Genomic DNA, 15,792 nt, shown 5'->3' with positions numbered 1-15,792 from the left:
GGTGAGCAGATGAAAAAGTTCTTGGCCAGCATGTTGATCGCGCTGACGGCGCTGTCCAGCATCGCCGACGCGCGCCCGCTCGGCGGCAGCCGGTCGTTCGGCCGCCAGTCGCAGTCCGTGAGCCGGATGCGCGCTCCGGCGCCGGCGCCTTACCAGCAGCCGTCGTACCAGCAGCCGTCGTACCAGCGCCCGGCCCCTGCGCCCGCCGTGCCGCCCGCGCTGCCGGTGAAGCGGCCGAGCATGTGGAAAGGCGTGCTGGGCGGTGCGCTGCTCGGCCTCGGCCTGGGTGCGCTGTTCTCGCACTTCGGCATCGGCGGCGCCATGGCGAGCGCCCTGTCGTCGGTGCTGATGATCCTGCTGCTCGTGTTCGCCGTGATGTTCATCGTGCGCATGTTCCGCCGCAAGGACACGCCGGCCAACCCGACGTTTACCGGCTTTAACCAGAATCCCATGCCGGCCTCGGCCACGCCGGAAATCGGCTCGGGCCTGAACAGCGGCTACCAGGGCAACCCCGGCGGCTTCCAGTCGGGCTTCTCGAGCGCGCCGTCGCTCGACAAGGCCGCGCCCGCGCACCAGCAGTGGGGCGTGCCGGCCGGCTTCGACACGGACGCCTTCCTGCGCCACGCCAAGGCATCGTTCATCCGCATGCAGGCCGCCTGGGACCGCGGCGACGTCGCCGACCTGCGCGAATTCACGTCGCCCGAGGTATATGCCGAACTGTCGCTGCAGATCCAGGAGCGGGGCGGCCAGCCCGACTTTACGGAAGTCGTCGCCATCGATTCCCAGCTGCTGGGCATCGAGACGAACGAGCGCGACTACCTGGCCAGCGTGCAGTTCAACGGCATGATCCGCAATGCGCCGGGCGCGCAGCCGGAACCGTTCGTCGAGGTGTGGAACCTGTCCAAGCCGCTGAACGGCAATGGCGGCTGGGTGCTGGCGGGCATCCAGCAAATTACTTGAACACTTCGCAATAAAAAGCTTGTGCTCCGGGTTTTATGCTCTGGTGAACTGGTAAGATCGAAACCGCCCGACGATGCCGGGCGGTTTTATTTTGTGAATACGAATCCTTCATGTCTTCGACTTCCTCTTTCCTGTCGCCGCAACGCGGCTTGACGGCCCCGGCCGTGGCGACGATCAATCACCTGCTGGCGCAGGAAGCGTGGGCACGCGACGCCCTCATGCGCCACGCCGGCAAGACCGCATGTATCGATACGGGCCACGTCGCCTTGCGCATGCGCGTCGCGCGCGACGGCATGCTCGAGACGGCGGGCGCCGACGATGCGGCCGGCGTCACCATCCACGTCAAGCTGAGCGACGTGCCGCTGATCCTGCAGAACCGCGACCGCGCGTTTTCCTATGTGCGCATCGAGGGCGACGCCGAGTTCGCCAACACGATCTCGCAATTGTCCAAGGGCCTGCGCTGGGATGCCGAGCACGACCTCGAGCGCCTGTTCGGGCCGATCGGCGCCGTGCGCCTGGCCGGCGGGGCGCGCTCGGCCGTGACGGGCGCCGCCGCGGCCGGACGCCGGCTGGCAGAGAACGTCGCCGAATTCCTGCTGGAAGAACGCCGCGTGCTCGTGCGTCCCGCGACCGTGGACAATTTCGCGGACGACGTCGGCCGCCTGCGCGACGACGTCGAGCGCACGGCCAAGCGCATCGCCAAACTCGAGCAGAAGCTGGAACAGCAGCTCGCACAGCGCGCCGGGCACGGCACCGCGCCCGCACCGACGCTCCCTGACACGCCTTCGGACCACTGATGATCCTGAAATTCCTGCGCCTGCTGAAGATCTTCACCGTCATCGTCAAATATGGCCTGGACGAGATCGCAATTTCCGGGCTGCACGTACCGCGCACCGCCCGCCTGATCAATACCGTCTTCTTCTGGCGCCGCATCAGTTCGCCCCGCGCGATCCGCCTGCGGCTGGCGCTGGAAGAGCTGGGGCCCATCTTCGTGAAATTCGGCCAGGTGCTGTCGACCCGGCCCGACCTGATGCCGCCGGACATCGTGGCCGAGCTGTCGCTGCTGCAGGACCGCGTGCCGCCGTTCGATTCCGACCTGGCCATCGCCCAGATCACACGCTCGCTCGGCGCGGCGCCGGACCTGCTGTTCGCGTCGTTCGAACGCACGCCGGTCGCTTCCGCCTCGATCGCCCAGGTGCACTTCGCCACGCTTAAAAACGGCAAGGAGGTGGCGGTGAAGGTGCTGCGACCGGGCATGAAGACCACGATCGACGAGGACATTGCGCTGATGCAGATGGCCGCCGGCCTCATCGAAAAAGTGTGGGCCGACAGCCGCCGCCTGAAGCCGCGCGAAGTGGTGGCCGAGTTCGACAAATACCTGCACGACGAGCTCGACCTCATGCGCGAGGCGGCCAACGCCAGCCAGCTGCGCCGCAATTTCGCGAATTCCGATCTGCTGCTCGTGCCAGAAATGTATTGGGATTACTGTTCCAGCAGCGTGATCGTGATGGAGCGGATGAACGGCATCCCGATCTCGCAGACGGACCGCCTCGCCGTGGCTGGCGTCGACCTCAAGAAATTGTCCAGCGACGGTGTCGAGATCTTTTTCACGCAGGTTTTCCGTGACGGCTTTTTTCACGCGGACATGCACCCAGGGAACATCCTCGTCTCCATCGATCCGGCCACGTTCGGCCGCTACATCGCGCTGGACTTCGGCATCGTCGGCACGCTGAACGATTTCGACAAGGACTACCTGTCGCAGAACTTCCTCGCCTTCTTCCGGCGCGACTACAAGCGCGTGGCCGAGGCGCACATCGAATCCGGCTGGGCGCCGCGCGAGACCCGCGTCGACGAACTGGAAGCCGCGGTGCGCGCCACGTGCGAGCCGATCTTCGACCGGCCGTTGAAGGACATTTCCTTCGGCCAGGTGCTGTTGCGCCTGTTCCAGACGTCGCGCCGTTTCAACGTCGAGGTGCAGCCGCAGCTCGTGCTGCTGCAAAAGACCATGCTCAACATCGAGGGCCTGGGCCGCCAGCTCGACCCCGACCTCGACCTGTGGAAGACGGCGAAACCGTACCTGGAACGCTGGATGGCCGAGCAGGTCGGCTGGCGCGGCATGGCCGAGCGTCTAAAAGCCGAGGCGCCGCGCTTCGGCCAGATCTTTCCGCAGCTGCCGCGCCTGATGCACCAGGTCTTGCACAAGCGTGCATACAGCGACCTCGACATGGGCGACCTCATGGCGAAGATGTTGCAGGAGCAGCGCCGCGCCACCCGTCTGCTGGCCTTCCTCGCCTGCGCGACGGGCGTGGTGGCCGTGCTCGTCGGCGCGATGTTCGCCGCCGGGCACTTGCACTGGACGCCATGATGGCCGCGCCGCCGGCGTTCGCCAGCCGCGATCCGCTGTCGCCGCGATTCTGGGACGAGCGCTTCGAGCGTGGTTTCACGCCGTGGGAGCGGGGCGGCGTATCGCTGGCACTGCGCCGTTTCGTGGCAAACGCCGATCGTCCGCTGGCGGTACTGGTGCCCGGCTGCGGTTCGGCGCACGAGCTGGCCTTGATGTGCGCGGCCGGCTGGGATGCCGCCGCCATCGATTTCTCGCCTGAAGCCGTCGCGCGCGCCCGCGCGCTGGCGGGTCCGTGGGCGGACCGCATCGTGCAGGCCGATTTCTTCGCGTACGCGCCGCCGCGGCCGTTGGACCTGATCTACGAACAGGCGTTCCTGTGCGCGCTGCCGCCCGCGCGCCGCCCGGACGTGGCGCGGCGCTGGGCGGCGTTGCTGGGGCCGGGCGGTTTATTGGCCGGGTATTTCTTCTTCGACGATGCGGCCAAGGGGCCGCCGTTCGGGATGTCTCGCGGGGAACTGGATGCGTTGCTGGCGAGCGCATTCGAATGCGTGGCCGACGAGGCGGTCGAGGATTCGATACCGGTGTTCGCGGGCAAGGAACGCTGGATGGTCTGGCGCCGCCGCTAAAAAGAAAGGGCCCGCAAGCGGGCCCCGATTTGAAGTGCTTTTCTTCGGTATTGCGGCGGGCCGGAAACCGGTCGCGCAAACTTCTGTTTCTTAAATCCTGTGCAGCGTTGACGCTGTCGAGAATGCTATTTAAACAGTTAAGTTGATGTTCGGCAAACGGAACTCATCCGTGCGCTGACGAAAAACAACACTGTTTCCATGCTGCAGCAAGTTGCTCGAGCGGCCATCCGGCCCCCGGATGCCGGCCAGAGTCAAAATCTCCCGCAAAAGCTTTATAATTCAGGGTTTTGATGATTTTTGCGGAGTATTCAGATGCCGATTTACGCCTACCGCTGCGATGAATGCGGTTTTGCCAAAGATGTACTGCAAAAGATTTCCGATCCGGTTCTGACCGTCTGCCCGTCGTGCGGGAAGTCATCGTTCAAGAAGCAAGTCACCGCGGCCGGTTTCCAGTTGAAGGGTACCGGCTGGTACGTGACGGACTTCCGCGGTGGCTCTGCGCCGGCAACCGGCACGACGCCGCCGGCGTCGACGCCGACGTCGTCCGACGGTGGCGCAAGCACGTCGGCGTCGTCGGACGCGCCGGCACCCGCCGCCGCGCCGGCGAAAGACAGCAGCACCTGACCGCGGCACCGGCCCCGCGGCCGGCGCATAATGAGCACCCGACACATTCACCGGACGAGATCCGTCACGACAATCGATGCGTAAATATTTCATCACAGGCGCGCTGGTGCTGGTGCCCCTCGCGATCACGGCCTGGGTGCTGAACTTCGTGATCAGCACGCTGGACCAGTCGCTCGTGCTCGTGCCGAGCGAGTGGCGGCCGCAGACGTACATTCCCGGCCTGGGCGCCATCATCACGCTGGCCATCGTGTTCGTGACCGGCCTGCTGACCAATAACCTGGTCGGCAAATGGTTCGTGCGCATGTGGGAGCGGCTGCTGCAGCGCATCCCCGTCGTGAACTCGGTGTACGGCAGCGTCAAGCAGGTGTCCGACACGCTGTTCTCGTCGTCGGGCAACGCGTTCCGCAAGGCCGTCCTGATCCCGTACCCGCACGAGAATTCGTACACGATCGCCTTTCTCACCGGCGTGCCGGGCGGCGACGTCAAGAACCACCTGGTGGGCGACTACGTGAGCGTGTACGTGCCGACCACCCCCAACCCGACCTCCGGCTTCTTCCTGATGATGGAACGCAGCCGGGTCGTCGAGCTGGACATGTCGGTCGACGCGGCGCTCAAGTACATCGTCTCGATGGGCGTCGTGGCGCCGCCGCCGCCGGCCGAGGCCACCGCCCCCGCCGCCATCGCGGCGCAATAGAAGAACAAGGCAGCAAAGAATCCAGGGGCCGCGATTGAAGCGGGCCCACCGAATCAACCAACCAGGATCGAAAAACTATGTCCTCCATGCGTACTCACTACTGCGGCCTCGTGACCGAAGAGCTGCTGGGCCAAACCGTCAGCCTGTGCGGCTGGGTGCACCGCCGCCGCGACCACGGCGGGGTGATCTTCATCGACCTGCGCGACCGCGAAGGCCTCGTGCAGGTCGTCTGCCACCCCGACAATGCCGACGTCTTCAAGGTCGCCGAGCACGTACGCAACGAGTACTGCCTGCGCGTGACGGGCACCGTCGTGAACCGCCTGGAGGGCACCGCCAACGCCAACCTGAAGTCGGGCAAGATCGAGATCAACACCACCAAGCTCGAAGTGCTGAACGCGTCCGTGCCGGTGCCGTTCCAGCTGGACGACGACAACCTGTCGGAAACGACGCGCCTGACGCACCGCGTGCTCGACCTGCGCCGCCAGCAGATGCAGCACAACCTGCGCCTGCGTTACAAGGTGTCGATGGAAGTGCGCAAGTACCTGGACAACCTGGGCTTCATCGACATCGAGACCCCGATGCTGACCAAGTCCACGCCGGAAGGCGCGCGCGACTACCTGGTGCCGTCGCGCGTCAACCCGGGCAACTTCTTCGCGCTGCCGCAGTCGCCGCAGCTGTTCAAGCAGCTGCTGATGGTCGCCAACTTCGACCGCTACTACCAGATCACCAAGTGCTTCCGCGACGAAGACCTGCGCGCCGACCGCCAGCCGGAATTCACCCAGATCGACTGCGAGACGTCGTTCCTGACCGAGCAGGAAATCCGTGACCTGTTCGAAGACATGATGCGCGTGGTCTTCAAGAACGCCGCCGGCATCGACCTGCCGAACCCGTTCCCGGTGATGGACTTCGCCACCGCCATGGGCCTCTACGGTTCGGACAAGCCGGACATGCGCGTGAAGCTGCAGTTCACCGAACTGACCGAATTGATGAAGACCGTCGAATTCAAGGTCTTCAACAACGCCGCCAACATGGCCGGCGGCCGTGTCATCGGCCTGCGCGTGCCGCAGGGCGGTTCGATGCCGCGTTCGGAAATCGACGCGTACACGCAATTCGTCGGCATCTACGGCGCCAAGGGCCTCGCCTACATCAAGGTCAACGAGAAGGCCAAGGGCCGCGACGGCCTGCAATCGCCGATCGTCAAGAACCTCTCCGACGACGTGCTGGCCAAGGTGCTGGAACTGACCGGTGCACAAGACGGCGATCTGATCTTCTTCGGCGCCGACAAGGCGAAGGTCGTGAACGACTCGATGGGCGCGCTGCGCGTGAAGATCGGCCACTCGGAATTCGCCAGGAAGGCCGGCCTGTTCGAAGAAGTGTGGGCGCCGCTGTGGGTCATCGATTTCCCGATGTTCGAGTACGACGAGGAAGGCGACCGCTGGAACGCCACGCACCACCCGTTCACGGCGCCGAAGGATGGCCACGAGGACATGCTCGAGACGAACCCGGGCGCCTGCATCGCCAAGGCCTACGACATGGTGCTGAACGGCTGGGAACTGGGCGGCGGCTCGATCCGTATCCACCGCGAGGAAGTCCAGAGCAAGGTGTTCCGCGCGCTGAAGATCGACGCCGAAGAAGCGCAGCTGAAGTTCGGCTTCCTGCTCGACGCCCTGCAGTACGGCGCGCCGCCGCACGGCGGCCTGGCGTTCGGCCTGGATCGCCTGATCACGCTGATGACGGGTTCCGAGTCGATCCGCGACGTGATCGCGTTCCCGAAGACCCAGCGCGCGCAGGATCTCCTGACCAACGCACCGTCGGAAGTCGACGAGAAGCAGCTGAAAGAGCTGCATATCCGTCTGCGCAACGAGCCGAAGGTCGCGTAAGCCTTCGTTATTGTAGACGGATGAATCGTCGTCCCCGCGCAGGCGGGGATCCAATTTTGCTTGCGTCTCGACTGCGCATGAAACTTGGGTCCCCGCCTCCGCGGGGACGACGCTTTTCATGTGGCGCTACAATGGCGTCATGACGCATAAAATCCCCGAATCCGTCCTCGTCGTCATCCACACCGCCGACCTGGAGGTGCTGCTGATCGAACGCGCCGACCGCCCCGGCTTCTGGCAATCCGTCACCGGCTCCCTCGACCACCCCGGCGAACCGTTGCTGGAAACGGCCGCGCGCGAACTGTTCGAGGAAACGGGCATCGTCGCCGACGGCGCACGCATCGTCCTCAAGGACTGGCACCTGTCCAACGTCTACGAGATCTATCAGACCTGGCGCCACCGCTACGCGCCCGGCGTCACCCACAACACCGAGCACGTGTTCTCCGTCTGCGTCCCCCGCGACATCGCGATCACCCTCGCGCCGCGCGAACACCTGCAATATGCCTGGCTGCCGTTGCTGGAAGCGGCCGACCGGTGCTTTTCCAGCTCGAACGCGGAAGCGATCCTGCATTTGCCGCGCCACGTCCAAGCGGCGTAGACAAAAACACGATCCAGGCGGCCGACGTCGTCCATTTCAACTGTGCGCCAAGGAATCTGTGCTATTTTGCCTTGCCTCGTAGCAATGACATTCCGATCGACATCCCATGCGCAGCGCAAAACATCTCAGATTCGTCGTCCTCGCCGTCTTCACCGTCATGGTGCTGGTGGCGGCGGTGCCGTTCTGGTTGAATCGCTCCGTCAACGTCCTGCTGGCGCAGACGCGCGCCGACCTGCTCGCGCAGCAGCGCCTGGACGACGTCCTGACCAGCCTGCGCGACGCCGAGACGGCGCAGCGCGGCTTCGTCATCACCGGCAACGAGGCCTTCCTCGAGCCGTATGAGCGGGCCCGGCGCACGCTGCCCTCGGCCCTGCACGACGCCAAGGAGCTGGCGCGCACGGATGCCGAACGGGCCAGCGTGTGGCGCATCGCGCGCGTGGCGGAACTCAAAATGGCCGAACTCGACGAGACCATCCTGCTGCGCCGCCGCGCCGGTTTCGACGCGACCGAGCGTGTGGTCAGCTCGCTGCGCGGCAAGCAATACATGGACGAGCTGCGCCAGCTCGTCGCCGCGGAAGATGCGCGCGGCAAGGCCAGGCGCGACGCGCTGCGGGTCGACCTGCTGGCGCGCTCCGGGCGGTCGTTCACCGTGAGCCTCGCGGCGACCGCCTGCAATATCCTCGTGCTGGGCACGTTGCTGCTGATCGTGATGCGCATGCTGCGCGCGCGCCGCGCCGCCGCCGCGCAGCTGGAGATGCAGGCCGGCCAGCTCACCGAGGCGGTCGCCCTGACGACGCGCCACAACCGCGAACTGAAACTGGTCGCGGAACTGCTGCGTGCCGTGGAAGCCGTGCCGTCGATCCCGGACGCCGGCCCGGTGATCGCGCGCACCATGCCGAAACTGCTGCCCGGCGTGGCGGGCACGCTGTTCCTGCTGCGCGACGACGACCCCAACATGCTGGACCGCCACACGCAGTGGGGCACGCCGTCCGACCAGCCTTCGGCCATCGACATCGAGTCGTGCTGGGCGCTGCGCCACGGGGCGCGTTACCGGACCGCCGGCTACGATGACCCGGCGTGCGCCCACTACCGCGCGCCGGCGGACGAGACGGCGGGGCGCCTGTGCATCCCGCTCGTCACGCACGATGAACTGGTCGGCATGCTGCACGTCGAAGGACTGGCGCGCGGCCCGGGGGAGGACGAGCAGGAGCGCCTGGCGGTGACGGTCGCGGAGCAGCTCGCGCTGGCGCTGGGGAATGTGCGCCTGCGCGAAACGCTGCGCCGGCAATCGGTGCTCGATCCGCTCACCGGCCTGTTCAACCGGCGCCATTTCGACGCCGCCCTGAAACGCGAGCTGGCGCGGGCGCGGCGCAAGGACGTGCCCGTGAGCCTCGTACTCGTCGACATCGACCATTTCAAGCGCGTCAACGACGAGTACGGCCACGCCGTCGGCGACGCCGTGCTGCGCACCATCGCCCAGCAACTGCGCCTCGGCATCCGCGAAGGAGACATCGCCTGCCGCTACGGCGGCGAGGAGATGGTCCTGCTCCTCCCGGAATGCACGGCGTTCGATGCGGGCGCGCGCGCGGAGGCGATCCGCATCGCGCTGGGCAGCATCAAGCCGAACGCCGAGGGCGAAGGGCCGGAGCGGATCACGGCGTCGTTCGGCGTCGCCGCCTATCCCGTCCACGCCGAGGATGCCGAGGCGCTGTTCTGGGCGGCCGACAAGGCGCTGTACCGCGCCAAGGAGCAGGGGCGCGACCGCGTGGCGACCGGCCCCTGAGACGGGACTGTTGCAAACACCCAACCGTCGAATCGTGCCGCCGCCGCCACAAGACGTCACAAATTCTACGTGGAAACAAATGTTTCTTGACCGAAATGGTGGGACTTGATACTTTCGGTCTTGAAGATTTCCCTCTACAAGTGCCCACGTACCGAGGCGCATCATGGCCGACACGCTTACCATTCCAATCGACCAGGTCCAGATCGGCCTGTATATCTACCTTGACCTGAAGTGGTTCCAGCACCCCTTCGCGTTCAGCCATTTCAAGGTCAAGACCGAAGACCAGTTGCGCATCCTGCACGGCCTCGGCCTGGCCACGGTCCGCGTCGATCCCGCGCTCAGCGACATCCCCGTGCCCACGGCGGCGCCGGCCCAGCCGGCACCGGCGGCGCCGGTCCCGGTGTCGCCGGAGTCGCGTGCCGACTCGCCGGTCATGGCGGCGAAACGGGCAATGATGGAGCGCATCCGCGAGCAGCGCGAGAGCGCGGCGCGCATCGAGCAGGCCTTCGTCAATACCGCGCGCGCCATCCGCGACATCGACCGCAACCTGTTTTCCCAGCCGGCCGAGACGGTCCGCGTGGCCGGCAAGCTGATCGGCCAGATCACGGATTCGATCCTGTCCGCGCCGGAACTGGCGATCAACCTGATGGGCGACAAGCTGGGCGGCGAGGAAGTCTATGTGCATTCCCTCAACGTCACGATGCTGTCGATGATGATCGCCCGTGACATCAAGCTGCCGCACGAGGTGGCCAGCCTGCTCGGCATGGGCGCGCTGTTCCATGACGTCGGCACCCGGAATATCCCGGACAAGGTGATGAACAAGCTCGATGCCTACAACCATGCCGAGCAGGCGTTGATGGAAACCCATTGCCACGGCGGTCTCGAGATCGGCCAGAAGCTGGGCCTGGCGGCACCGGCGCTGGCCATCATCCGCGACCACCACGAGATGTTCGACGGCAGCGGCTATCCGCGCCACCTGCAAGGGGAGGCGACCAGCATCCTCGCCCGGATCGTGTCGATCGCCAACCATTACGACGAATTGTGCAACCCGCGCAATCTGGCCGATTCGCTCACGCCGCACGAGGCGCTGTCGCTGATGTTCGCCAAGATGCGCAGCCGCTTCGATCCCAAGCTGCTGCAGGTGTTCATCCGCTGCCTCGGCGTGTACCCGCCGGGCACGATCGTCCAGCTGGGCAACGGTGTCGTCGGCATGGTCGTCAACGTCAACACCGCCAAGCCGACCAGGCCGCAGGTCATGATCTACGAGGCCAGCGTGCCGCGCGAGGAAGCGATCGTGGTCAACCTCGAGCAGCAGCCGGACCTGAACATCGTGAAGTCGATCCGCCCGTCCCAGGTGCCGAAGGACATCTACAATTACCTCAGCCCGCGCAAGCGCGTCAGCTACTACTTCGATGCAGGTGATCCGGGCCGGAGGAGCCAGCCATGAGCCTGCACCAGCTGATGGTCGACCACAGCCCCTACATGGTGATGCTGGTCGACCCGGCCGACCTGCGCATCCTCGTCGCCAACCGCATGGTCGAACAGGTGCTCGGTTACTCGGGCGCGCAGTTGCGCGAGATGCTGATCACCGACATCGAAAGCTCGCTGCAGGACGTGTTCTACTGGGAGGACGTGCGCGCCGGCCAGTACCTCGACGTCGAGGCGCAGGAGGGCGAGTACCTGTGCGCCGACGCGGCGATGCTGACGGTGATGAAGTCGATGCGCGTGATCCGCGACGGCGACCGCCCGCTGCTGCTGGTGCGGGCGCGCGACTGCCGCCACGAGCGCCAGGTCGAGGACCTGCTCGAGCAGACCCTGGCCCAGCTGCGCACGACGCTGGAGTCGACCGCGGACGGCATCCTGGTGATCGACTGGCACGGCAAGATCACGAGCATGAACCGCTTGTTGTCGGCGATGTGGGAGATCCCGGCCGCGCTGCTGGAGGCCGGCGACGACGACGGCATCGTCGAATACATCGCGGGCCAGGTCGAGCAGGGCGAGTTGATCCGCAGCCAGCTGCGCCAGGTGGCCGATACGACCGAGACGCAGGACCTGTTCCGGCTCCGTAACGGCCGGTTCTTCGAATGCCGCTCGCGGCCGCAGTTCCTGGGCGAGCGGGTGATCGGACGGGTGTTCGGCTACACCGACGTCACCGAGCGCCACCGGGCCGAGGAAGCGCTGCGCGAGTCGCGCGACCAGCTCGAATCGAAAGTGCGCGAACGCACGCGCGACCTGCGCGAGGCGAATGCGACCCTGGAGCACGAAAAGGCGCGCCAGGCGGAGCTGATCAAGAAGCTGGGCGAGGCCCAGAGCCAGCTGCTGCAATCGGAGAAGATGGCCTCGATCGGCGTGCTGGCGGCCGGCGTCGCGCACGAGATCAACAACCCGATCGGCTTCGTCAACTCGAACCTGGGCAGCCTGCAGCGGTATGCCCAGTCCATGCTCCGGCTGCTCGACAGCTACGAGGCGCTGGAGGGCTCGTTCAGTCCGGACGACCGCGCGGCGATCGCGCGGATCAAGAAAGAAGTCGACGCCGACTACCTGCGCGAAGACCTGGAGCCGCTGCTGCGCGAATCCCTCGACGGCATCGACCGCGTGCGCCGCATCGTGCAGGACATGAAGGATTTCTCGCACGTCGACGGCGGCGGCCTGCAGTACGCCGACCTCGAAGCTGGCCTGAACAGCACGCTGAACGTCGTCTGGAACGAGATCAAGTACAAGGCCGAAGTGACCAAGGAGTATGCGCAGATCCCGCAGATCGAGTGCTATCCGTCGCAGCTGAACCAGGTATTCATGAACCTGCTGGTCAACGCCGCGCATGCGATCGAAAAGCACGGACGCATCACCCTGCGCACCGGCCACGACGCGACGCAGGTATGGATCGAAGTCGAGGACACCGGCACCGGCATCCCGGAGGACAAGCTGGGGCGCATCTTCGAACCCTTCTTCACGACCAAGCCGGTGGGCAAGGGGACCGGCCTCGGCCTGTCGCTGTCGTACGGCATCGTGCAAAAGCACGGCGGGCGCTTCGACGTGCACAGCGAAGTGGGCAAGGGCACGCGGTTCCGCGTCGTCTTGCCGCGTTTCCGGCCGGCGTCCGACGCCGACGCGGCCAACTGACGATTGCCGGGCGCAAGCCCATCTTCTCCCTCGACGACCTGGCGCCGGCAGCAACCGGTGCGCGCGCCCTGCTGCGCGCCGGCCCGGAACTTCCGGACGGCGCCCTGGTCAAAATTTGGCGCTGGCGGACTGAAGCCCGAAGCGCGCCATGACGCTCCCCGCCCGGCACGCCGAGGGCCGGATCGCGTCGTAAACACATTAATCGACGTGATAATTTGAGAGATTTACTTTGATCGATCCTGCTCGATTCTTTCACGAGCGGTTCTGCTTCACTGTATGCACAGAATTTAATTTAGACAATTTAAATTCGCACAATACAATCGTTCGTTTGACAGTGAGAAATGATTTTATTAAGGTCAACAAGTCGTTTCTGACGGCTTTTCATTTTAGCAATGTCCAACAAAGGGAGGAATCATGAGCGAACGCAGACACGAGCAGAAGGTCAAGGACGTTGGCGTTGATAACGATTACCTGTGCATCGAGCTATTGAGCGGTCTCCGCCTGATGGGCCCGCTGCGCACCAATCCGGTCTACCGCGACCCCGTCATCCCACCCGAAGCGCGTCCTCTGCCGAACGGCGATTTCAGGCACGCCGCCGTTGCCCCCTGAGCAGTCCCCCGACGCCTTTCCCGGCCACGAGCCGGGAGAGGCTCCCCGCGCACGATTGCGCTCCCCGCCCGGGAAGGGCACGGACTGATGGGGTTACAATGTTCCCATGAAAATCCGTGTTGCGACCTACAACATCCACAAGGGCGTCTCTTCCTTTCGTAGTACGCCGCGCGTGTTGGCGCTGAAAAAAGCCATCGGCGCGTTCGGTGCGGACGTCGTGTTCCTGCAGGAAGTGCAGGGCCGGCACGACCGCTACCAGGTGCGCTACGGTGAAAAGGTACGCAGCCCCCACCATCACTGGCCGGAGAAGGCCCAGCACGAATTCTTTGCCGGCGAAAACCTGCATTCCGCCTATGGCATGAACGCCGTGTACGACCATGGCCACCATGGCAACGCGCTGCTGTCCGGTTTCGAGATCTCGAATACGCGCAACCACGACGTGTCCGACCATGCTTACGAGCAGCGCGGCATCCTGCACTGCGTGCTGGAGACGCCGTCCGGCAATGTGCACTGCTACGTCGTGCACCTGGGCCTGTTCGAAGGCAGCCGCCGGCGCCAGACCGACCTGTTGATTCAATGTGTGCAGGATTCCGCGCCGAACGGCGAACCGGTCATCATCGCGGGCGACTTCAACGACTGGCGCAATACCCTCAGCGATTGCCTGCGCATGAAGCTGGGCGTCGTTGAAGTATTCGATGAACTGGAGCGGCCGGCCCGGCTCGGCGTCAAGATTGGTGATATGGTGCGGAATGTGGCCGGACGCGAAAAACGCCTGGTCCCGGCGCGGACGTTTCCCGCCGCGCTGCCCTGGTTCCGGCTCGACCGGATTTATGTGCGCGGCTTCAAGGTCGAGCATGCCGAAGTGCTGCACGGCCCGCAATGGGCGCGCCTGTCCGACCACGCACCGATCGTGGCCAATCTGCAGCTGGCATAGCAATGCGCACCGTCACCTATGTAGCCAACAACGACGTTACCCTCCTCGAAAGCGGCAGCACTTATTTCCCGGCGCTGCTGGCCGCGATCGATGCGGCCCAGCACGAGATCCTGTACGAAACCTATATCTATGCCGAGGACGCGACGGCGCGTGCCGTCACCGATGCGCTGATCCGCGCCGCCGGGCGCGGCGTCAAGGTGCGCGTGCTGGCCGACTGGTTCGGCACCGGCAACCGCATCGCCTGCCGCCTGAAAGCGGAATTCTGCGCGGTCTGCGTGCATTACCGCATGTTCAATCCGTGGTTCAGGCGCGGCGCCGCACGGAGCCACCGCAAGATCGCCGTGATGGACCGCCAGGTCGCCTTCGTCGGCGGCATCAACACGAACGACGACAACCTGCACGACTACGAACCGCACGCGCCGCTGCCCGCGCCGCGCTGGGATTTCGCCGTGTGCGTGCGCGGCCCGCTCGTGACGGAAATCCACCGCGAAGCCCAGGCGCAGTGGACGCGGGCCGGACACTTGCCGCTCGTTCGACGGATCAATTTGTTCCGCGAAATGCGCAAGCAGCCGGCCGCGCTCGGCGATCACCCGATGCGCGCCGCCTTCGTCGTGCGCGACAACCTGCGCAACCGCCGCACCATCCAGCGCGCCTACCTGCAGGCGATCGGCCGCGCGCGCAAGCGCGTGCTGATGGCCACGCCGTATTTCGCGCCGGGCCGTAAATTCCGCGAGGCGCTGTGCCAGGCCGCGCGCCGCGGCGTCGACGTCTGCCTGATGATCGGCGTGGGCGAATTCCGCATGCAGGATGCCGTCGCCTCGTCGTTCTATTCGCAACTGCTGGCGGCCGGCGTGCGCATCGTCGAGTACCGCAAGACCCAGCTGCATGCCAAGGTCGCGGTCGTGGACGACAACTGGGCCACGGTCGGGTCCAGCAATTGCGACGGGCTGTCGCTGTTCGTCAACCAGGAGGCGAACGTCGTCGTGCGCGATGCGCATTTTGCCGCCAGCCTCGCCCGCCAGATCGAGCGCGGCATCGCCGACGGCGTGCAGGTCTGCATGGATGATTTGAGACAATTGGGTTGGGTGCGCCGCTGCGGCCACGAAATGGCCTATTTTCTCTATAAAATGACCATGCGCGTCGTTGCGATCGGCTATGCATGAGTGGAGTGATATGACGGAACATGACAACGTAAGGATCGACAAATGGCTGTGGGCCGCGCGCTTCTTCAAGACGCGCTCGCTGGCGGCGGATGCCGTCGACCGCGGACGCGTGCGGATCGGCGGCGAGCCCGTCAAACCCGCCCGTTCCGTGAGAGTCGATGATAAGATTTTCATCGACAACGGTTCGAACCGCTGGGAAGTGGTCGTGCTGGGCCTGTCCGACAAGCGCGGGCCGGCACCCGTCGCCCAGGCCCTGTACCGCGAGACGGAAGAGAGTATCGTGCGCCGCGAAAATGATCAGGAAGCACGCCGTTTGTTCCCCGAACCGGGCAGCACGATCAAGGGCCGCCCGACCAAGCGCGACCGCCGCGCCATCACCCGCGCCGGGGGCTGAGCAGCCCGCCGCGCGTTGCGACCAGGGCACTAGAACGGTGCCTCTAAGTTCCCGTTTGACATTTCA

At 65.3% G+C, this 15,792-nt stretch carries 15 protein-coding genes; all 15 read left to right on the top strand.

Annotated features, from left to right (window positions below):
- The first annotated feature begins 9 nt into the window (after positions 1-9).
- Positions 10-960, top strand: a complete 951-nt coding sequence (locus ASC93_RS24595; protein ID WP_056448887.1) for a Tim44 domain-containing protein — start codon at positions 10-12, stop codon at positions 958-960.
- 110 nt (positions 961-1,070) lie between these two features.
- Complete coding sequence (locus tag ASC93_RS24590; protein ID WP_157202109.1) at positions 1,071-1,757, top strand: SCP2 domain-containing protein; 687 nt, start codon at positions 1,071-1,073, stop codon at positions 1,755-1,757.
- Entirely contained in the window at positions 1,757-3,325 is a 1,569-nt protein-coding gene (ubiB, locus tag ASC93_RS24585; RefSeq protein ID WP_056448884.1) for a ubiquinone biosynthesis regulatory protein kinase UbiB, read from the top strand. Before ASC93_RS24590 ends, ubiB begins: the two co-directional genes overlap by 1 nt.
- The gene (locus ASC93_RS24580) at positions 3,325-3,930 is read left to right on the top strand and encodes a methyltransferase domain-containing protein (RefSeq protein ID WP_157202116.1); all 606 of its coding nucleotides are present in this window, start codon (positions 3,325-3,327) and stop codon (positions 3,928-3,930) included. Before ubiB ends, ASC93_RS24580 begins: the two co-directional genes overlap by 1 nt.
- A gap of 312 nt (positions 3,931-4,242) precedes the next feature.
- On the top strand, positions 4,243-4,554 hold the full coding sequence (locus tag ASC93_RS24575; RefSeq protein WP_056448878.1) for an FmdB family zinc ribbon protein: 312 nt from the start codon (positions 4,243-4,245) through the stop codon (positions 4,552-4,554).
- Positions 4,555-4,630: 76 nt separating this feature from the next.
- Positions 4,631-5,248: a DUF502 domain-containing protein gene (locus tag ASC93_RS24570; protein ID WP_056448875.1), complete on the top strand. Its 618-nt coding sequence runs from the start codon at positions 4,631-4,633 to the stop codon at positions 5,246-5,248.
- Between the two features lie 86 nt (positions 5,249-5,334).
- On the top strand, positions 5,335-7,128 hold the full coding sequence (gene aspS / locus ASC93_RS24565) for an aspartate--tRNA ligase (protein WP_200958399.1): 1,794 nt from the start codon (positions 5,335-5,337) through the stop codon (positions 7,126-7,128).
- 139 nt (positions 7,129-7,267) lie between these two features.
- Positions 7,268-7,723, top strand: a complete 456-nt coding sequence (nudB, locus tag ASC93_RS24560; protein ID WP_056449227.1) for a dihydroneopterin triphosphate diphosphatase — start codon at positions 7,268-7,270, stop codon at positions 7,721-7,723.
- Between the two features lie 106 nt (positions 7,724-7,829).
- Positions 7,830-9,506 (top strand): diguanylate cyclase, encoded by a 1,677-nt coding sequence (locus ASC93_RS24555; protein WP_056448869.1) that lies wholly within the window; start codon positions 7,830-7,832, stop codon positions 9,504-9,506.
- Between the two features lie 163 nt (positions 9,507-9,669).
- Complete coding sequence (locus tag ASC93_RS24550) at positions 9,670-10,953, top strand: HD-GYP domain-containing protein (RefSeq protein ID WP_056448866.1); 1,284 nt, start codon at positions 9,670-9,672, stop codon at positions 10,951-10,953.
- Positions 10,950-12,626, top strand: a complete 1,677-nt coding sequence (locus tag ASC93_RS24545) for an ATP-binding protein (RefSeq protein WP_056448863.1) — start codon at positions 10,950-10,952, stop codon at positions 12,624-12,626. Before ASC93_RS24550 ends, ASC93_RS24545 begins: the two co-directional genes overlap by 4 nt.
- 414 nt (positions 12,627-13,040) lie before the next feature.
- Complete coding sequence (locus tag ASC93_RS24540; RefSeq protein ID WP_056448860.1) at positions 13,041-13,235, top strand: hypothetical protein; 195 nt, start codon at positions 13,041-13,043, stop codon at positions 13,233-13,235.
- A 106-nt stretch (positions 13,236-13,341) separates the two neighbouring features.
- Positions 13,342-14,169 (top strand): endonuclease/exonuclease/phosphatase family protein, encoded by an 828-nt coding sequence (locus ASC93_RS24535; RefSeq protein WP_056448856.1) that lies wholly within the window; start codon positions 13,342-13,344, stop codon positions 14,167-14,169.
- A 2-nt stretch (positions 14,170-14,171) separates the two neighbouring features.
- Positions 14,172-15,332: a cardiolipin synthase ClsB gene (gene clsB, locus ASC93_RS24530; protein WP_056448851.1), complete on the top strand. Its 1,161-nt coding sequence runs from the start codon at positions 14,172-14,174 to the stop codon at positions 15,330-15,332.
- 10 nt (positions 15,333-15,342) lie between these two features.
- A complete protein-coding gene (locus ASC93_RS24525; protein WP_056448848.1) occupies positions 15,343-15,726 on the top strand; it encodes an RNA-binding S4 domain-containing protein in 384 nt (127 codons plus the stop codon).
- Positions 15,727-15,792: the final 66 nt, after the last annotated feature.

This window comes from Massilia sp. Root335 (assembly GCF_001425685.1).
Taxonomy (GTDB): domain Bacteria; phylum Pseudomonadota; class Gammaproteobacteria; order Burkholderiales; family Burkholderiaceae_D; genus Telluria; species Telluria luteola.
This window is presented reverse-complemented; position numbering and strand designations above follow the sequence as displayed.